Origin of the sequence: Haloarcula sp. Atlit-7R, assembly GCF_003666065.1 — an archaeon.
GTDB lineage: Archaea > Halobacteriota > Halobacteria > Halobacteriales > Haloarculaceae > Haloarcula > Haloarcula taiwanensis.
In genome coordinates, this window is record NZ_QXIK01000007.1 from 1 (window position 1) to 18266 (window position 18266).

Annotated in this window: 18 protein-coding genes and 1 pseudogene; 15 read left to right on the forward strand and 4 right to left on the reverse strand. The window is 60.6% G+C overall.

The window, feature by feature from the left end; translation table 11 throughout:
- Positions 1 to 581: 581 nt before the first annotated feature.
- The 8 genes from D3D01_RS14475 (at position 582) to D3D01_RS14510 (ending at position 11022) form a co-directional block, all read left to right on the forward strand.
- Positions 582 to 1076: a ubiD operon protein gene (locus D3D01_RS14475; protein ID WP_121512666.1), complete on the forward strand. Its 495-nt coding sequence runs from the start codon at positions 582 to 584 to the stop codon at positions 1074 to 1076.
- A gap of 3 nt (positions 1077 to 1079) precedes the next feature.
- A complete protein-coding gene (locus D3D01_RS14480) occupies positions 1080 to 2585 on the forward strand; it encodes a UbiD family decarboxylase (RefSeq protein ID WP_121512667.1) in 1506 nt (501 codons plus the stop codon).
- Positions 2582 to 3985 carry a UbiD family decarboxylase domain-containing protein gene (locus tag D3D01_RS14485; protein ID WP_121512668.1) on the forward strand — a complete coding sequence of 468 codons (1404 nt, stop codon included), beginning with the start codon at positions 2582 to 2584 and terminating at the stop codon, positions 3983 to 3985. The genes D3D01_RS14480 and D3D01_RS14485 overlap by 4 nt, the downstream gene beginning before the upstream one ends.
- A 169-nt stretch (positions 3986 to 4154) precedes the next feature.
- Positions 4155 to 5837 carry an acyl-CoA synthetase gene (locus tag D3D01_RS14490; protein WP_121512669.1) on the forward strand — a complete coding sequence of 561 codons (1683 nt, stop codon included), beginning with the start codon at positions 4155 to 4157 and terminating at the stop codon, positions 5835 to 5837.
- Between the two features lie 45 nt (positions 5838 to 5882).
- Entirely contained in the window at positions 5883 to 7049 is a 1167-nt protein-coding gene (locus tag D3D01_RS14495) for an acyl-CoA dehydrogenase family protein (RefSeq protein ID WP_121512670.1), read from the forward strand.
- On the forward strand, positions 7049 to 8833 hold the full coding sequence (locus tag D3D01_RS14500; protein WP_121512671.1) for an acetyl-CoA carboxylase biotin carboxylase subunit: 1785 nt from the start codon (positions 7049 to 7051) through the stop codon (positions 8831 to 8833). Before D3D01_RS14495 ends, D3D01_RS14500 begins: the two co-directional genes overlap by 1 nt.
- A gap of 2 nt (positions 8834 to 8835) precedes the next feature.
- Positions 8836 to 10554, forward strand: coding sequence for an acyl-CoA carboxylase subunit beta (locus D3D01_RS14505; protein ID WP_121512672.1), 1719 nt, complete (start codon positions 8836 to 8838; stop codon positions 10552 to 10554).
- Positions 10555 to 10557: 3 nt separating this feature from the next.
- Positions 10558 to 11022: a MaoC family dehydratase gene (locus D3D01_RS14510; RefSeq protein WP_101351526.1), complete on the forward strand. Its 465-nt coding sequence runs from the start codon at positions 10558 to 10560 to the stop codon at positions 11020 to 11022.
- A gap of 41 nt (positions 11023 to 11063) precedes the next feature.
- On the opposite strand, the gene D3D01_RS14515 is transcribed toward D3D01_RS14510, so the two are convergent.
- Both D3D01_RS14515 and D3D01_RS14520 read right to left on the reverse strand, forming a co-directional pair.
- Positions 11064 to 11786, reverse strand: a complete 723-nt coding sequence (locus tag D3D01_RS14515; RefSeq protein WP_101351525.1) for a class I SAM-dependent methyltransferase — start codon at positions 11784 to 11786, stop codon at positions 11064 to 11066.
- 42 nt (positions 11787 to 11828) lie between these two features.
- Positions 11829 to 12662 carry a CoA ester lyase gene (locus tag D3D01_RS14520; RefSeq protein ID WP_101351524.1) on the reverse strand — a complete coding sequence of 278 codons (834 nt, stop codon included), beginning with the start codon at positions 12660 to 12662 and terminating at the stop codon, positions 11829 to 11831.
- 214 nt (positions 12663 to 12876) lie between these two features.
- Between D3D01_RS14520 and D3D01_RS14525 the strand changes: the two genes are divergently transcribed.
- Positions 12877 to 13752: an amidohydrolase family protein gene (locus D3D01_RS14525; protein ID WP_101351523.1), complete on the forward strand. Its 876-nt coding sequence runs from the start codon at positions 12877 to 12879 to the stop codon at positions 13750 to 13752.
- On the opposite strand, the gene D3D01_RS14530 is transcribed toward D3D01_RS14525, so the two are convergent.
- Positions 13749 to 14510, reverse strand: a complete 762-nt coding sequence (locus tag D3D01_RS14530; RefSeq protein WP_101351919.1) for an enoyl-CoA hydratase/isomerase family protein — start codon at positions 14508 to 14510, stop codon at positions 13749 to 13751. The genes D3D01_RS14525 and D3D01_RS14530 overlap by 4 nt on opposite strands.
- A 25-nt stretch (positions 14511 to 14535) precedes the next feature.
- Positions 14536 to 15192 (reverse strand): helix-turn-helix domain-containing protein, encoded by a 657-nt coding sequence (locus tag D3D01_RS14535; RefSeq protein ID WP_101351918.1) that lies wholly within the window; start codon positions 15190 to 15192, stop codon positions 14536 to 14538.
- Between the two features lie 106 nt (positions 15193 to 15298).
- Here D3D01_RS14535 and paaA point away from each other — a divergent pair, with 106 nt between their 5' ends.
- The 6 genes and pseudogenes from paaA (at position 15299) to paaE (ending at position 18197) form a co-directional block, all read left to right on the forward strand.
- Positions 15299 to 16240: a 1,2-phenylacetyl-CoA epoxidase subunit PaaA gene (paaA, locus tag D3D01_RS14540; protein ID WP_101351522.1), complete on the forward strand. Its 942-nt coding sequence runs from the start codon at positions 15299 to 15301 to the stop codon at positions 16238 to 16240.
- 5 nt (positions 16241 to 16245) lie between these two features.
- A pseudogene (locus D3D01_RS25005) lies at positions 16246 to 16419 on the forward strand (PacF protein); the annotation flags it as partial.
- 6 nt (positions 16420 to 16425) lie between these two features.
- Entirely contained in the window at positions 16426 to 16773 is a 348-nt protein-coding gene (locus tag D3D01_RS14545; RefSeq protein ID WP_394337673.1) for a phenylacetic acid degradation protein PaaB, read from the forward strand.
- Positions 16773 to 17606, forward strand: a complete 834-nt coding sequence (gene paaC / locus D3D01_RS14550) for a 1,2-phenylacetyl-CoA epoxidase subunit PaaC (RefSeq protein ID WP_101351520.1) — start codon at positions 16773 to 16775, stop codon at positions 17604 to 17606. The genes D3D01_RS14545 and paaC overlap by 1 nt, the downstream gene beginning before the upstream one ends.
- Positions 17599 to 18033: a 1,2-phenylacetyl-CoA epoxidase subunit PaaD gene (gene paaD, locus D3D01_RS14555; RefSeq protein ID WP_014030898.1), complete on the forward strand. Its 435-nt coding sequence runs from the start codon at positions 17599 to 17601 to the stop codon at positions 18031 to 18033. Before paaC ends, paaD begins: the two co-directional genes overlap by 8 nt.
- On the forward strand, positions 18030 to 18197 hold the full coding sequence (gene paaE / locus D3D01_RS24910; RefSeq protein WP_304999832.1) for a 1,2-phenylacetyl-CoA epoxidase subunit PaaE: 168 nt from the start codon (positions 18030 to 18032) through the stop codon (positions 18195 to 18197). The genes paaD and paaE overlap by 4 nt, the downstream gene beginning before the upstream one ends.
- Positions 18198 to 18266: the final 69 nt, after the last annotated feature.

Here is an 18266-nt window from a genome sequence, read left to right on the forward strand (position 1 = left end):
GAACTGCCGGATTTGGACGAGCTGTTGCTGTGGGCATCACGAAATCCAAATCCACACAGAGATCGGTTACGTGAGCAGGTTGAACGAGGTGAGTTCGGCTTTGACCGCCACTAAACTAGAACGAATGGTTTTGCGGTGAATCAGCTGAACATTACAGGAGACGGGATAGCTTGAAATGGAACATACAGGCACCCCCACCCCACTACTTCCGCTGTTAGGACTGACAGCAGGAGGTGACCCGCCCTGATTACGTCTTCTAATATTTCTAGATCTAGTAGATAACTTCAAGTATATCGACAGAAAACTATAACTGTAGGACGTTATCACAAAATAGCAAAGCACCCCCTCCCATGGGGGTGGTGCCGTCTATTTTTCTCCTAACAGCGGAACCAGTGGGGTGGGGGTGTGGAGGTGTGGAGCACTTCCACCTGCAGATGTTGGGACCACGTCTCACTGTCTCACTGTCCTCCTATCGTGACCGGGGCGCATGAACTGGTCTACCAATGGTTCCACGACGGTAGATATTTGCCACTGGGACAAGAGATTGCTAAGAACATCAACAATCCAACTGAGGGCAGGTAATGTCGAGCCACTACATCACGTCAGCGGACCATCTTCCTGAGGAAGCACAGACCGAAACCACACTGCAGATTACGGATGCCCAGACGAAACGCATTTTCGAAGCGCGCGTTCGGATTGCCAGGGACCCTGCTGAACTCACTGACCCGGAACCTCTAACAATCGTCGCCGGACCACACGAGAGTGTCAGTGAGACCAGATACGTCGAATTGCTCGACGAGACTGACGAGACCGGTATTGACCACGAGCTAGTCGCTCATCTGGCGGCTGAACAGGAGACGGCGTCGAATATCCTCAATACTCGCTCTGATGACCTGAAAATACTCTTGCAGTATCTCGTTGAGACCGGCGAGTACAAGTCAACGTCCGATGCGCTTCGGGAAATGGTGTTCGACCACCTCGCCACGGAACGACCGGCACTCCTTGACGCTTACGCGGAGGTCCGTCGCGAATTTGATGACGACCCACTCAGGCGGGTCCTCGAAGACCAGGAGTGATAGATGGCCGTCAATTCCCTCCGTGAGTACCTCGATTTGCTCGACACGACCGGCTGGCTCTGTCCGTTCGACCAGCCAGTGTCGTGGGACCTTGAAGCGAGTGCAGCCACGATGCTTGCCAATATCCGTGACGGACCGATTCCTGTTTTCGAGTCCGTCACAGGGATTGAGACGGAGTCGAAACTGGTTGGGGACCCGTACCGCGGCCCGCAGACTCGCCCCTGGAATCACTTCGCACAAGCGCTGGGGCTCCCAGACGGTCTTTCGGGCCGTACGTACTACGACCGAGTGATTGAGCGCCTCAACGCGCCGAAAGCGCCTCGAACTGTCGCAAATCACCAAGCCCCTTGTAAAGAAACAGTGCGGACAGGGAACGAGGTTGACCTCCTGTCGTTCCCGTGGCCGTACATCCACGAGGGTGACGGGGGACGGTACTCGAATCACCACACCATCGTCGCACCGGACCCCGACACGGAGTGGGGGACTTGGTCGAGCCATCGCATGATGATCCACGACAGCTCCCGGGCCAGTCTGCTGTTACTGGCCGGCGAGCAGGTTCCTAACCGCTACTACTACGACTACGAGCCGCGTGGCGAACCGATGCCAGTCGCGGTCGTCATCGGTTCGGAACCCACCGTCGAGAGTACTGCAGATATGTGGATCCCGACTGGACGGAGTGAAGCGGCCTTCGCGGGCGGCCTAAAAGATGCGCCTGTCGATCTCGTCCAGTGCGAAACTAATGACCTGTACGTCCCGGCGACGGCCGAGCTAGTTCTCGAAGGGCACGTTCGACCCGACGACCGACTCGACGAGGGCCCGTTCGGAGACTATTTCGGCTACATGAACGGTCCGCGTCGCTCTATGCCGGTGTTCGAGGTCGATGCAATCACCCACCGGGACGAACCGCACATCCCGTTTTGCGTCGAGGGGAGCGGCGTCGGATACGGGCAGAACTCGACCAGCACGCTGCGACTCGTCGCAGCCGGACCCGACGCGACTGTCGGGCTCCGAGCCGCCGGATTCGATGTTTCGATGGCGGTCCCGTGGCGATTCACGTCCCGCACCGTCTGGGTCATCGCGACGGACCGACCGTATCCGGGGTATCTCCACGAACTGGCGAACTTTATTTTCACGACGTGGGGGATGCTTCACATCGACTTTTTCGTCTTTGTCGACGCTGCTGTCGACCCGCTTGACCCACGGGCAGTCTTGACAGCTATCGCACTTGAGGCAGACCCCGATGCCGACTTCCACCAGTTCGGCGTCGAGCGGATGCCGAAAGTCCCGCTCAACATCTACCAGACGCCCGACGAGAAGGGCAGTGCGGATGTGGGGACTTCGAAGGCGAAGACGGCCAAAGCCTACATCGACGCGACGACCGACGGTGACGCGACGGACACGACGGCGACCACAGAAACTCGTAAGCGAGCCCAGGAACGGCTGGCCGAAGCGGGACTGGACGCTGCGCGGTTCGACCGACTTGATGAACGGGAGGGGCAATCACAGTGATACCGTTCACACAGTACGTTCGTGGACTGGCTGGCGACGACGACCTCGTCCGACTCGACGGCCCATTCGAAATCCCGGTTGACGCGCTTGCGGCGGAGGCGCTCCGAGCGAGTGGGCCGGCACTTCGGTTCCAGCGGTCTACGGGTATCGACTTGGTTAGCGGTGTGTTCAGCGGTCCGGACCAGACACAGCACCGCGAGGCGCGGCCGTGGTCGCGGCTGTCGCTCGGCCTCGGACTTGACCCGGAGGCCGCGCTCGTTGACCTGCTAGAGACTATCGGCGATCTCGGCCCGGCCGGGGAAAATCCGGAGCCGACATACACAGGTCAGGCGGCCTCGGGGACAGATATCGACGGACAGGACCTGCAATTCCCGCAGGGAGAAACTGAGACGTGGCCAACAGTGACGCTCGGTGTCGCATCGATCTCGACCGCTGACGGCACACACTGGGCACCGGTTCACGGCTCGGTTGTGGGCGGCGATACGCTCAGAGTGCGCGTTCCGGACGCGCTGTCGTCGCTTGTTGCTGACGGGGCGACGATGACGATAGCGCTTGGCGTGCCGCCAGCGGCGATCGCGATGGCGTACCTGCTCGCAGTCACCGAGCAAACTGCCACGCCGATTCAGTCCTGTGGGGTGACCGGAACTGTCCCGCTCGTCCCGACCAACGGCGGCCTCGTCCCGAGTGCGACGGAGGTCGTCATCGAGACGACGGTTGCGGACCGCCAGCCTGACTTCCGCTCTGACCGTCGAGAAGGCTGGGAGTACGTCGTTGCGAGCGGGCCGCTCTCGTTGTCGGTCGAGAGCGTCCGCGCTACTGAAAGCCCTGTCATTCCTATCTCTCCGGTCGGTTGCCCGCTCGCGGATGATAGCCAGCTCACAGGGCTTGTGACCGCCGCAACGCTCTATCACCGGGTCAACAACTACTGGGGTATCTCGCCAGTGGAATGGGTTATGTTACCGGCAGAGGCCGAACTCGGCATCTGCTTCGTGGCCAGTGACATACTGTACGGCGGGTTCGAGTGGCAACTCGCGAACATCCTCTTTTCGTTCTCGTCGCTTTTCGACACGGTGGTTATCGTCGACGAAGACGTTCCGCCACAGGACTTCGGCCGCGTTCTGGCCGATGTCTGGCTGAAATCTCATCCGGCTCGCGACTGGACGTTCAGCGAGTCGGATGCGCCGGCGGCGACACGGCCGCATTATCGACAGAACAACGAAACCGGTTCGCGTCTGTATGTGAATGCGGCGTGGGACCCACGCTGGAAAGAAACGTACATCGCGCCGCGAGTCACGTTCGAGAACTCGTTCCCAAGCAGCGTCCGCGACGTGGCTCGTGTCCTGTGGGACGACTCAGATATCGCTTCCGGAGTGAGGACTGAAAACGAATCGTCCCACTGAACGTGTTTCCCGAGTGTGTATACATTTAAATATGTAGTAATCAGTTCTGTTTACGCAATACAGCAAGCGTATAATTCCTTTGCGGGAGCGAAAGTAAAATATATTCAATATATTATAAGTAAAAACTAACCGGTACAGTTATACCGAATACCGGTATCCCGAGCGGTGTATGGCGACCAGCCACAACCTCCCCGACTACGACACAGCACGGCAAGAGTTCACGTGGGACGATATCTACGCAGAAGCGGACTGGGACGCACCGGATAGCTTGAACATCGGGCACGAAGTCGCTGACCGACACGCGACAGACCGGGGCCAGGTCGCACTCTATCAGGTCGGGACCGACGGAGAGCTGTCGACAATGACGTTCTGGGAGCTTGCTGACCGCTCAAGCCAGTTTGCCAACGTCCTCGACGACCTCGGGGTTGCGCAGGGTGACCGGGTCTTCTCGTACATGCCCCGGATCCCGGAGCACTACGTGGCGCTGGTCGGCACGCTCAAACACGGCGCTGTCTGGGGAAGCGTCAACGAGCGGTTCGGTCCCGAGGGCATCTCGTACCGTCTTGACGACTGTGACGCGACGGTCGTCGTCACCACGACTGACAACCGGGACACGGTTGAAGACGCACTGGACGATGCGCCCGCAGTCGAACACGTCATTACCGTTGACCGCGGGAGTGGGGCACCTGCTGATGACGTGGTTTTCAATACTGCGCTGGACGGCGCGAGTACGGCCTACGAGGTCGCAGAGACCAGCGGGGAGGACGACGCACTGCTGTACTACACCTCAGGGACGACCGGGCTGGCCAAGGGTGTCCTCCACAAACAGCGCTGGATCGCCGGTGTCGCGGCGACACAGAAGTACGCCGTAGACCTCCAGGACGGTGACCTGTACTGGTCGACCGGCGACCTCGGCTGGCTAACGGGCGCGATCAACACGCTCGGTGCCTGGTTCTGGGGTGCGTCGCTGTTCACGTACGAGGGCGAGTTCGACACCGACGAGTGGGCAGACCTACTCGACGAATATCCGATCAGCGTTCTGTTCTCGGTCCCGACGGCGTACCGAATGCTCCGGGAGAACGAGGAAGTCCTCGCTGACGCCGACCTCGATTTACGTCACGCGCTCTCTATCGGCGAACCACTCAGTGCCGGCGTCGTCGAGTGGGGGGAAGACGAACTCGGCGTCACGATTCTGGATACGTACGGCCAGACCGAGACCGGGAACATGATTATCAACAACTACCCGACGATGGAACTCCGGCCCGGGTCGATGGGAAAACCACTCCCCGGAATCGAAGCCGATATCGTCGACCCGCAGAGCGGTGAAGTTCTGGCCCCCGGCGAGACGGGTGAGATAGCACAGCGGGGCGATTACCCGTGTTTCTTCGCCGAGTTCTGGAACAAGCCCGAGAAGACCCAGCGGGCGTTCATCGACGGTCCAGACGGGACGTGGTATCTCTCGGGCGATCTGGCGCACAAAGACGAGGACGGCTACTTCTGGTTCGAGGGGCGTGCAGACGACGTGATCCTTTCCTCCGGTTACCGGATCGGGCCATTCGAAGTCGAAAGTTCGCTGGGCGAACACGAAGCGGTCGCTGAGGCGGCTGTCGTCCCCAAACCACACGAAGCGCGGGGGAACATCGTCAAGGCCTACGTCGTGTCAAGCGAGGACGCTGAGCCGTCCGACCCCCTCAAAGAAGACATTCAGAGCTACGTGAAAGAAGAGCTCTCAGCACACGAATACCCGCGCGAAATCGAGTTTCGTGAGGAACTGCCCAAGACCGTGACCGGGAAGATCCGCCGAACCGAACTTCACGACGAGGCCGAAGCAGAAGCTGAAGTCGAACCCTGACACAGGGTATCAAGCAGTACGAGTGCCAACGCAGACACAACCACAATGAATTTCGAAGAAACAGAGGAACGCTCGATGATTCGGTCGACCGCAGCGGACGTGGCGGCCGAGTACGGACCGGAGTACTGGCGCGAAAAAGAAGAAGCAGGCGAGTTCGGACAGGAATTCTGGGACGAACTGGCCGCGGCCGGCTTCCACGGCCTACTGGTCCCACAGGAGTATGAAGGGGCCGGGATGGGGATACAAGAGATGGGACTGGTCATGGAGACGCTCTGTGCCGAAGGCTGTGGCATGGCGGGTACGTGGTATCTCGTACTTACCGCCGGCATGGCCGCTGTCGGTATCAGTGAGAACGGGACAGAAGCGCAGAAACAGACCTATCTACCCGACATCGCCAACGGGAAGCGAAACTTCTCTATCGGGATTACAGAGCCCGAAGCCGGAACGAACACGCTGAACGTCGCGACCCGCGCCGAGAAAGACGGCGACGAGTACGTGCTGAACGGGAACAAGGCGTGGATTACCTTCGCGGACCGGGCCGACAATATGATTCTCGTCACGCGAACGACTCCGCGTGACGAGGTCGACCACGGGACTGACGGCATAAGCCTCTTCATCGTCGATATGGACGACCCCGGCATCGACGTGTCGCCGATCCCCAAACACGGTATCAACTACTCGAAGTCCTGTGAGGTCTTCATCGAGGATGTTCGGGTCCCCGAGGAGAACTTGCTGGGCGAGGAAGACGACGGCTGGTGGACTCTCGTCGATATGCTGAACCCGGAACGAATCGGCTTCGCGGCCGCCGGGACCGGCATCGGCAAGCTAGCCGCCGACACTGCTGTTGAGTACGCGAGCGACCGGGAGGTGTTCGATGCGCCTATCGGGACCCATCAGGCGGTCTCGTTCCCCATCACCAAGGCGTATGCCCGCATGGAAACGGCCGCGCTCATGCGTGAGAAGGCGTCCTGGTTGTACGACCAGGGCGAGGAGTGTGGGTACGAGACAAACGTCGCGAAGGCGACGGCCGTCAGTGCTGGCATCGAAGCGGTCAAACAATCGATGCAGGCGTTCGGCGGCTGGGGCTACGCGAAGGAGTACGACATCGAGCGGTGGTGGCGCGAAATCAACCTGACGCGGCTGGCCCCGGTCTCTCAGCAGATGGCGTACAACCACATCGGGCAACACCTCGGCTTCCCACGATCCTACTAATGTTCGAGAAAGTCCTTGTCGCAAACCGTGGCGAAATCGCGGTTCGTGTGATGGCTGCGTGTGAAGAGCTGGGTATCGAGACGGTCGCCGTCTACAGCGACGCCGACCGCAACGCCGGCCACGTCGAGTACGCTGACGACGCATACAACGTCGGCCCGGCACCTGCAAGCGAGTCGTATCTCGACCAGACAGCGATACTCGATGTCGCTGAGCGGGCTGGAGCCGATGCAATCCATCCCGGCTACGGTTTCCTCGCGGAAAACGCCGAGTTCGCTAGCCGCGTCGAGGCTACCGACGGTCTCACGTGGGTCGGCCCGCCAAGTGACGCGATGGAGACACTGGGCGAAAAGACGAAAGCCCGAACAGTGATGCAGGAGGCTGGCGTCCCAGTCGTTCCCGGCACGACGGATCTGGTCGACGACCCAGACGAAGTACGGGCGCTGGGCGCAGAGTACGGCTACCCCATCGCGATCAAGGCTGAAGGCGGTGGCGGCGGTCGCGGCATGAAAATCGTCCGGAGCGAGGCTGAGGTTGCGGAGGCGCTCAAAAGCGCACAGCGCGAGGGCGAAGCCTACTTCGGCAATGACTCGGTGTACGTCGAAAAGTACCTCGAAGCCCCAAAACACGTCGAGGTGCAGGTGCTTGCGGACGAACACGGCAACGTCCGCCATCTGGGCGAGCGCGACTGCTCGCTGCAACGCCGCCACCAGAAGGTCATCGAGGAAGCACCGAGTCCGGCTCTCGATGCCGAACTCCGTACGGAGATCGGTGCGGCTGCCAGACGCGGTGTCAGCGAAGCCGGGTACACGAACGCCGGCACGGTGGAGTTCCTCGTCGAGGACGGGGAGTTCTACTTCATGGAGGTGAACACCCGCATTCAGGTCGAACACACCGTCACCGAAGCGGTGACTGGTATCGACATCGTTCGCTGGCAGCTCAGGGTCGCTGCGGGCGAGCAACTGGACTTTACACAGGAGGACGTGTCGATAGACGGCCACGCCGTTGAGTACCGAATCAACGCGGAGAACCCGGCCGAGGACTTCGCTCCGACGCCGGGGCCGCTGACGACGTACGCGCCGCCAAGCAGTATCGGTGTGCGGCTCGACCACGCGGTCTCGCAGGGCGACGATATCGGGGGCGATTACGACTCGATGATTGCAAAGCTCATCGTCGCTGGTGAGGACCGGGACCACTGTCTGGACCGGTCGAGGCGTGCCCTCGACCATTTCACCGTCGAGGGGGTCCACACGACTATCCCGTTCCATCGATTGATGCTGGACGACGACACGTTCCGTGGCGGGACGCACACGACGAAATACCTCGACCAGGAACTCGCCGACGATGCCCTTGACGCGGCCGTCGCGCGGTGGGGGACAGACGAGGTCGGTGGCGACGCCCAGTCGGCGTCGACGGATGAAATCACTGTCGAAGTCGATGGGAAGCGCTTCGATGTCGTTGTTACGGACGGACTGCCCCGCGTAGCCCGTGATGGCAACGCCAGTGCCGGCTCCGACACTGGCGCTTCGGGCGGCAATTCATCCGGTGGCGGCACGGTGGACGTGACCACGTCGGGTGCGATTACGGCCGAGATGCAGGGCACTATCCTCTCGACCGAAGTCGCGCCCGGTGACGATATCGCAGCGGGCGATGTCGTCTGCGTACTCGAGGCGATGAAAATGGAAAACGACGTGGTGGCATCCACGGGCGGAACTGTCGCGTCCGTCCCGATCACGGAGGGCGATTCCGTGGACATGGGTGACACCCTGGTTGTACTGGAGGAGTAAGTATGCAAGTCAGAATTTCAGACGACGCGACCGAATCGGAAGCACAGGCCATTGCAGAGGCGTTGGCGACACACTTCGAGGACGACATTACACTCGTCATTGACAGCGGCGAAACGGCCGCCAGTGCCACGTACGACGGCACTCGGGGGGACGAAGCCGCGGAACAGGTCGACGACGACCTCGGGCCGACCGAACGCGAGGAGAATCTGCGCAAGGAGATCGAAGAGATCCACGAAGGCGGGCCGGAAAAGTACAAGGAGCAGTTGCCTGAGGAGGGCAAGCTGTTCGTTCGTGACCGTATCGACCTGTGGTTCGGCGACGATTTCCTCTTCGAGGACGGGACGTTTGCGGAGTTTGACGCCGACGACCAGCTCCCGGCTGACGGACTCATCACGGGGGCCGCGGAGTTCGAGGGCCGTGACCTGCATTTCATGGCCAACGATTACACGGTCAAACGTGGAAGCATGGCCGCAAAAGGTGTCGAGAAGTTCCTCCGGATGCAACAACGGGCACTGAAAACCGGGCGACCGGTGCTGTATCTGATGGACTCCTCGGGCGGCCGTATAGACCAGCAGACGGGCTTTTTCGCCAACCGCGAGGGAATCGGGAAGTTCTACTACAACCACTCGATGCTCTCGGGGCGGGTCCCCCAGATCTGTGTGCTGTACGGTCCCTGTATCGCCGGTGCGGCCTACACGCCAGTCTTCGCAGACTTCACCGTCATGGTTCGGGACATGAGCGCAATGGCCATTGCCAGCCCCCGGATGGTCGAAATGGTCACTGGCGAGGAAATCAGCCTCGAAGACCTCGGCGGCCCCGACGTACACGCACAGCACTCCGGAAGCGCAGATCTCATCGCCGACGACGAGGAACACGCCCGCGAACTCGTCGCGCAACTCATCGGTTATCTGCCAGACAACGCCGACGAAGACCCACCACAGACCAGTGGGACGGCCCCGAAGTGCTCGCCAGAGGGTATCGACGCCGTCGTCCCGGACAAGCCCAACAAAGGCTACGATATGTTCGACGTGATCGAGCGGGTCGTCGACGCCGGGTCGCCCCTCGAACTCCGGCCCGAGTACGGGAAAGAGATTATCACGTCGTTTGCTCGGATCGATGGTCGGCCAGTCGGAGTCATCGCCAATCAGCCAGCCCAGCGTGCGGGAGCCATCTTCCCGGACGCGGCGGAGAAAGCCGCCCAGTTCATCTGGACCTGCGACGCTTACAATATTCCGCTATTGTACCTCTGTGATACGCCGGGGTTCATGGCTGGGTCAGGCGTCGAGAAGGAGGGCATCCTCGAACAGGGCAAGAAGATGATCTACGCCACGTCTTCGGCGACAGTGCCCAAGCAGTCCGTCGTGGTGCGGAAAGCATACGGTGCGGGCATCTACGCGATGTCCGGCCCCGCGTACGACCCCGAGTCGACAATCGGCCTTCCAAGCGGCGAAATCGCGATTATGGGGCCGGAAGCGGCTATCAATGCCGTCTACGCCCGGAAGCTCTCCGAGATCGAGGACGAGGACGAACGACAGCAAAAGGAGCAGGAACTCCGCGAGGCCTACCGCGAGGATATCGACATTCATCGAATGGCTAGCGAAGTTGTCGTCGACGACATCGTCCCACCCAGCGATCTCAGAACGGAACTGACGAACCGGTTTGCGTTCTACGAGACCGTCGAGAAAGACCTCCCGGACAAGAAACACGGGACCATCCTCTGAGCTATGACAGGACGCTACTACGAAGAGTTCGAGGTCGGCGAGACCATCGAACACGAGAAGCGCCGTACCGTCAGCGAGCGCGACAATCAGCAGTTCTGCGATATGACGATGAACCAGCAGCCGCTCCATCTCGACGCCGAGTTCGCGGCCGAGACGGAGTTCGGCGAGCGACTGGTCAACGGCCTCTACACGATGAGCCTAGCGGTCGGACTGACCATTCCAGAGACGACTGACGGCACCATCGTCGCGAACCTGTCCTACGACAGCGTCGAGCATCCGAACCCCGTGTTTCACGGCGACACGATCCGCGTGCAATCGACTGTGACCGACAAACGCGAGACCAGCGACGGTGACCGCGGCGTCGTCACGATGCATGTCGAGGTGTTCAAACTCACAGATTCGGACGATGTCCTCGTCTGTGAGTTCGACCGCACCGTGCTGTCGCTGAAGCGGGACCACGCCGAGTGACGCTGTGACTGCCCGACTGACGAACCGCAGATTCAAGTCACCTATTCGGGCACGCCGATGACCCACCGCCATCGTTGCTCGAACGTCCCGTCCAGAGCGCCGAGGAGTTCGTGGGCCTGTCGTACCCGCTGTTCTGTGTCGAGTTTCGGATAGAGCCGTGCGGCCATCGCGGGAATCGCGTGGAACAGCCGGATGTTTTCGGCAGTCGTCGAAAACCGCCATGTGCCTGTCGTCGTCGAGAAGTCACTCGCCAGGGCGTCTTGGAGAGTTGATGTGTCGGACGGGGAGCGTGACTCGCGCTCGAACTGTTCGAACACGTCCGTGCCGTCGGGACAGAACCACCCCAGCGGTGCGACAGCGCCAACCACGCCGTCCGGGCGGAGGACTCTGGCGGCTTCCCGTACTGCAGTCGCTGGGTCAGGGACCAGAAAGAGTGAGGCGGTAAAAGCCACGCCGTCGACCGACTGGTCACTGAGCGGAAGGTGGTCGAAATCGGCCTGCAACCGGGCAGCGGAGTCGATTTCGCGTAGCATCTCGCGACTGATATCGAGCGCAATAGTATCCGCTGCCGTCTCGGCGAACACGCGCGTGCTTACGCCTGTTCCAGCGCCCGCATCGAGCACTGTCCCGAGTCGCCCGTCAGGACGAGTGCTCATCTCGGCGGCGAGCAGCCGAGCGAGCGACGTGAAACGATTGGTCCGCCGCTCGTAGGTCGTGTAGGCGTCGACGCTGGCATCGAAATTTCGCCGGACGACGTTTTTCATACACGACAGCACAGTAAGGTCTCGGATAGGTGTTGCCGTTGGTTACCGCTGCCCGGCCTCGCGAGCGCGTTCGAGGACGCGCTCTGCTTGCGCGATAAGCGGTGCGTCAATCATCTCTCCGTCGACCTCGAAAACCCCGGCATCTGTCTCGTCGTCGGCTGCAACAACGCGTTCAGCCCATGCTATTTCCTCGTCATCGGGGGAGAACGCGTCGTTGATGACCGCGACCTGATCCGGATGGATCGCCATCTTCCCATCGTATCCGAGCTGGGCCGCGAACTCCGTCGCTTCGCGGAGGCCATCTAGATCGCCGTAGTCGGGGTATATCGTATCTATCGCATCGATTCCAGCGGCGCTGGCCGCAACGACGACTCGCTGGCGTGCATAGAGCACCTCTCGTCCGTCGCTGGTCCGACTCGCACCGATGTCGGCCGCGAGGTCTTCGGCTCCGAACAGGAGGGCATCTGTTGGGTCGGCGGCTGCGATCTCCGCCGCGTTGAGGACGCCAGCGGCCGATTCGACCAGCGAAAGCACTGGGAGGTCCACACTGTGCTCCCCGAGGAGCCGTTCCAGGACCGATATGTCGTCGGCAGAACTGGCCTTCGGGAGCATCACACTGTCGGGACTGGTATCCGTCAGTATTGCCGCAAGGTCGGCTGTAGCGCTGACTCCCACGGGATTGATGCGAACGCAGATGTGGCTATCTGAACTGACAGTTGATAGGACCGATTGAACAGATTCACGGGCCTGTTCTTTGTCAGCCGGTGCAACCGCATCTTCGAGGTCGAAAACGACCACGTCAGCGTCGCCACCGGCCGCCTTTCGCATCAACTCTGTGTTGTCACCCGGTGCAAACAGGACACTGCGACGAACCATGGCCGCCCCTTCACCTCCCAGCAGTAAGATGGTAGGGGATAGACACCCGGCTATGCACGGGGTGACCGTGCGCTGTGGACTCGTCGCCTGCCGCAGGTATGACCACCGCCGCTCCAATTAGCTACCGGTGGCACGACTGCCGTGACACTTCAGCGTGGCCGCTGGACAGCAGAAACAGCATGGATTTTTATGACACTGGGTAAAATCTCTCTCTGTGACAACCGACCTCCCTGGTGTCGACGACAGGCAACTGTTCGACACGCACGCCCACCAACCGACCAGTGAGTTCCTCCACGACGCCGGCGGCGAAATGATGCAAGACGCCGCCGACCGCTTTGGCACTGATCTGGAGACGTGGGACTACGACGAAATGCTCGCGGAGTACCACGAGGCGGGTGTCGGTGGCGCTGTCCTGCTTGGCTGGGACGCGGAGACGAACACCGGAAACCCACCCGTCCCCAACGACTATGTCGCCGAAGTCCGGGACGAGTACCCCGACTTCTTCGTTGGGTTCGGAAGCGTCGATCCACTGAAAGATGACTGCGTACAGGAGGCGATCCGGTGCGTCGAGGATCTGGACCTCTCGGGGTTCAAGTTCCAGCAGATCGCACAGGGCTTTGACCCCTCGGACGAACGCCACGACCACCTGTGGAGTACCATCGAAGACCTCGGGGTCCCCGTTGTCTTCCACGGCGGGAACTCGACACTGGGGGCCTGTAGCGCCGGCGGTCGCGGCCTGAAAATCAAGTACGGTAACCCGATGCTTATCGACGACGTGGCTGCTGCACATCCGGATCTCGACATCCTCATCGCTCACCCCGCCTTCCCGTGGGAGAAAGAGCAACTGGCGATATGCCAGCAAAAAGGCAACGTGTACATGGATCTCTCCGGCTGGGTGCCGAAGTACATCGATGAGCAGGTGCTCCATTACGCCGGGACAGTGCTCAAAGACAAGGTGATGTTCGGCACTGATTATCCGATGATCGACCCCGAAACGTGGCTCGAATCGTTCGCCCGTGACACGGACTTTGACACGGATGTCCAGCGGAAGATTCTGTTCGAAAACGCCCGGGAATTTTTCGACCGCTAGTCGAAATCCGGGGTCCGCCCGTCCAGAAACGCCTCGACTCCGCGTGAGTGTGCCGGCGTATCGTACGCCAGCGACTGGATGCGTGCTTCCCGACGCAGCCCGGTTCGCAGAGACTGGCCGAGATTATCGTGGATCGCCTCCTTCGCCAGCCCGAGGTTCGCTGTCGGCTGTGCCTGAAGTGTTTCGAGCAGGTCGGCCGTCCGCGCATCAAGCTTGGCTGGTTCGACAGCCTCGTTGATCAGATCCATGTCGGCGGCGCTTTCGGCGTCGATTAGTTTCCCGGTGAACGCGAGTTCTTTAGTTTTCCTGAGCCCGATAAGCCGAGGTAGTATGGCGGTTGCGCCCATGTCTGGGACGAGGCCGACGCTGATGAACGACGCACCGAACCGCGCGGACGTGGCGGCGTAGGCGAAATCGGCGACGGCCACGAGCGACAGTCCGGCACCGACCGCGTCCCCGTTGACCTTTGCGACGACAGGCACCGGCGCTTCGAGGATATTGCTGGCCACCCGACCCAGCGTTTTCCGGACTCGTTCGTAGGCTTCCGTTGCCGATTCCTCACGCTCGCTCATCGCCTCAATATCCCCGCCGGCACTGAACGAATCACCGTCACCGGTGAGGAGAACGGCGTCGTGCGTCGCCGGGTCGAGATCAGCGAGCGCATCAGCGAGCTCAGTCGCGACCGCCCCGGTCATCGCGTTTTTGACACCGGGACGGTCGAATACGATTCGTCGAACAGCACCGTCTTCAACGCGCATGGTCGTATTCAGGTGCCCGGGCACTTTACTGTCCGTCGTCGCCCGGATGGCCGCCGTCGGTGTCACCGAACAGCTGCGTGAACAACGAGTGCTGTGCGCGGTGGAGTCGTTCGAGGAACGCGGACTTGCTGATACCGAGTTCGGCAGCGACTTCACTAGCTGTCGTCTGTCGTGGGACGAGAAAATACCCCATCTCAACTGCGTACCGGAGACTCTCAGTCTGTGCCGGGGTCAGGTCCCACTGCTGTGCGATAGACGCGTCCTCTGTTGCACGCAGTGCGTACACCCGCTGTAGTTTCACGCCGACAGTTTCACCGGCCGTCTCCATGACGGTTTGGAGAATCTCGTGGCCCACCACAGCGCCAGTTAAAATCGCGTTGCCGTTCCGATACGTCAGCGATTCAACCATGAAGCCCGCACTGATGAGTTTATGTACAACACATTGCTGGAGCGATAGACATCGGTAATTATACCGACCATCGGTAACTGACTGGTAGAGATAGCGGATCCGGTCGTCCTCATCGAGATAGTCGATAAGCTTGTCACTCGCCTGCGCACTGAACCGCAGCAATACGTTACGGTCATCCCGGAGGAGCGGCGGGGCCGCTTCAATGGATGTCCCCGTGGCACTGCTTGCATCTGCCAGCGGGCAGTCGTCGCCCTCGATGCGAAACTCGACCATGAGACACTCCTCTATCATCACCTCATACATGTGCGGAATTACACATAAAACCCGTCTATATAGGGGCAAATTAGTAAGAATATTCCTCACGATTTTTGGGATAGATATGAACGTTGACGAAGTCAAAGACCGCGCTGGACCCCGAGAATTCAGCCCGAAAGACGACCTTCCCGAAGAGTATCGGAAGGCAGCCACGCGGATGCTCGAGTTCCACGCAAACAGCGAGATTATGGGGGCGTACCTCGAACGGCCCTTCATCAGAAAAGCACCGAGTATTGAGCGAAAGATGGCCTTCAGCGCGAAGGTGCAGGACGAAATCGGCCACGGCCAGATGCTCTACCGAGCGGCGGAGTCACTCGGTGTCAAGACCCGCGACGAGATGCTTGCAGACCTGGCGAACGGGGACGGAAAGTTCCTGAACTGCTTCCATTATCCGATGGAGAGCTACGTCGAGACGCCGATGATCGCATTCTTCGTCGACGGGGCCGCGATGCGCCGCCAAGCGACCCTGAAAAAGTCCAGTTGGGAACCGTACGCCCACGCGATGGACAAGATCTGCTTCGAGGAGGGGATGCACGTCAAACACGGCGAGTCGATCCTCCGCGAACTGATGAACGGCTCCCGGAAGGAACAGCGCATGGTGCAGGAAGCCTTCGAAGAGTGGTGGCCGCGAATCTTGCAGTTCTTCGGCCCGACCGACGACCAGAGCACCCATCACGACTTCGCCGCGGAAGTCGGGCTGAAGACGTGTACGAACGACGAACTTCGAAACGCGTTCCTCAATACGTACATCCCGAAAGCCAAGAAATACGGGCTGGAGATGCCCGATGAGCCACGCATCCGGGATAACGGTGACGGGACATACGAGGTCGTCGAGGACGACCTCGACTGGGACGAGTTCTTCACTGTCTCACAGAACGATTACGACGGCAGTATCGAGCAGATCACGGGTCGCCGACAGGCTCAGGAAGCGGTTCAGTGGGTCCGTGACATGATGGACGACCAGACGACGACGAACAGCGGCCCGCAGTCACAGGCGGCTGACTGAGAACAATGATCTGGGAAGTATTCCGACAACAGAGTCCGGACGCGGCGTTCGTTCACTGCCGAGATGTCCACGCACCCGACCGAGAGATGGCAAAGCAGTTTGCCGTCATCCAGCACGGACGCCGGAAACCAACCCACGCGCTCTGGGTTGCCCCGCAGGAGAAAATCACGCAGGTCGACTCTGGGGTGGAGAGCCATGGCGAGACCGAGGACAGCGCCGAGAAACCGTGGGCCGTCTTCCGGCAGGACAAGCCTGGTGGGTATCACACGCACTGTGGTGATGTCGAAGCTGCCAGCGCCGCCGACGCAGAACAGGCGGCGATTGCGGCGTTCACTGACGACGACCCGAACAGTCTCTGGGTCGTCCAGCACCAGTACATCGGCGAAGTCACCGAGGACGACGTGAGCTTCGGCGGGACGACCAACAAGTCCTACCGGTTCGCACAGACGTACAACGTCGATCCGGCCGCTGAGGAGGTCGAAGCCTCCGAGACTGAGCAGATAGAAGCGGAGAAACAGCGAGGTGAGATCTAATGGCAACAACGGAATCCGACCTCGGCGGTCCAGCTGACCTGTCCGAGGACGAACAGCGTGCAGTCGAGGCACAGCTACTCCGGCTTGCTGACGACGAGCTGATTCAGGCCGAACGCTACACGTTCTGGCAGGTGCGTGCGCCGACACTGGAATCGGACCTCTCGATTTCGAACAACGCGCAGGACGAACTGGGTCACGCACGACTGTGGTATGATGCAGTGCAGCAACTCGGCTACTCCGAGGAATCGCTCATTTACGAGAGCGACCCCAGCGACTTCCAGCACAGTACGCTCGTCGAGCTGCCGTTTGCGGAAGGCGACTGGGCCGGCGCCATCGTCAGAGCGTACCTCTACGATGCGGCCGAGGATATCCGCCTCTCTGCGCTTGAGGACTCATCGTACGAGACAATCCGGAACCGAACGAGCCGCATTCAGGGCGAGGAAGGCTATCATCTCGAACACGCCGAAAGCTGGCTGAACCGGATGGCACTGGACGAGGAAGCCAGCGAACGCGTTCAGGCGGCTATCGATGACCTCTATCCGTACGCCCTCACGCTGTTCGAACCCGTCGGTGACGTGGAAGCCGACATCGAACGGCTGGGCATCCGAACGATGACTCTCGACGAGATGCGCACCGAGTGGGAGACCCGCGTCGAACCGTTCCTGACCGAACTCGGGTTCGACGTGCCGACCGATGCCGACCCCGCAACGCCGACGGGCCGGGACAACGAACACACTGACCACTGGCACGACCTGCACGAACAGATGACATCCAGCTACCGGAATCTGGGACGCGACAAAGCGACGCTGATAATGGCGGCCGACGATGAGTAGCGACTACGACCGGCCACGCGCGGACGCTGACGCCACCGCGTGTTCGTACACCGACTACGAGACCAAAGACCACGCAGCGGACGACGTGCCGGCCACAGGCGAGGACGCCGACGGCATCGAACGCGACGTGTGGGCGGCCCTGTATCAGGTCGAGGACCCGGAGATGCCGGTCAGCATCGTCGATCTGGGCCTCATATATGGGCTTGACGTGTCCGATGGTGCTGTCACGGTCGACATGACACTCACATACAGCGGCTGTCCGGCACGCGAGATCATCCTTGATGAGGTCGAAGAAGCCGCCGAGAGTGTCGACGGAATCGAGACCGCGTCGGTCCGACTGGTCTGGGCCCCGGACTGGTCGATTGACTTGGTCACCGAACAGGGCAAAGAAGCGCTTCGGGACTTCGGAATGAGTTTCGACGGATGAGCGAGCCCGACCCCAGCGTCACGACCAGCGGCGAACAGACGGGCGCTGAGTGCCCGTACTGCAGCTCAACTGACACTGAGCGAAAACATCCACGCGGACCGTCTCGCTGTCAGTCGATTCATTACTGTAACGAGTGCCTCCAGCAGTTCAAGAAGTTCGAGTAAGCCGCTATTACTTGCGAGTATTACCTTCGTAGTTTGACACTGCGAAACAGAACGGTGGTGCCAATGATG

Coding starts and splice junctions, on each gene's coding strand:
- D3D01_RS14475 (WP_121512666.1), top strand. CDS start 582: ATGTCGAGCCACTACATCACGTCAGCGGACCATCTTCCTGAGGAAGCA.
- D3D01_RS14480 (WP_121512667.1), top strand. CDS start 1,080: ATGGCCGTCAATTCCCTCCGTGAGTACCTCGATTTGCTCGACACGACC.
- D3D01_RS14490 (WP_121512669.1), top strand. CDS start 4,155: ATGGCGACCAGCCACAACCTCCCCGACTACGACACAGCACGGCAAGAG.
- D3D01_RS14495 (WP_121512670.1), top strand. CDS start 5,883: ATGAATTTCGAAGAAACAGAGGAACGCTCGATGATTCGGTCGACCGCA.
- D3D01_RS14500 (WP_121512671.1), top strand. CDS start 7,049: ATGTTCGAGAAAGTCCTTGTCGCAAACCGTGGCGAAATCGCGGTTCGT.
- D3D01_RS14505 (WP_121512672.1), top strand. CDS start 8,836: ATGCAAGTCAGAATTTCAGACGACGCGACCGAATCGGAAGCACAGGCC.
- D3D01_RS14510 (WP_101351526.1), top strand. CDS start 10,558: ATGACAGGACGCTACTACGAAGAGTTCGAGGTCGGCGAGACCATCGAA.
- D3D01_RS14515 (WP_101351525.1), bottom strand. CDS start 11,786: ATGAAAAACGTCGTCCGGCGAAATTTCGATGCCAGCGTCGACGCCTAC.
- D3D01_RS14520 (WP_101351524.1), bottom strand. CDS start 12,662: ATGGTTCGTCGCAGTGTCCTGTTTGCACCGGGTGACAACACAGAGTTG.
- D3D01_RS14530 (WP_101351919.1), bottom strand. CDS start 14,510: ATGCGCGTTGAAGACGGTGCTGTTCGACGAATCGTATTCGACCGTCCC.
- D3D01_RS14535 (WP_101351918.1), bottom strand. CDS start 15,192: ATGGTCGAGTTTCGCATCGAGGGCGACGACTGCCCGCTGGCAGATGCA.
- paaA (WP_101351522.1), top strand. CDS start 15,299: ATGAACGTTGACGAAGTCAAAGACCGCGCTGGACCCCGAGAATTCAGC.
- paaC (WP_101351520.1), top strand. CDS start 16,773: ATGGCAACAACGGAATCCGACCTCGGCGGTCCAGCTGACCTGTCCGAG.
- paaD (WP_014030898.1), top strand. CDS start 17,599: ATGAGTAGCGACTACGACCGGCCACGCGCGGACGCTGACGCCACCGCG.
- paaE (WP_304999832.1), top strand. CDS start 18,030: ATGAGCGAGCCCGACCCCAGCGTCACGACCAGCGGCGAACAGACGGGC.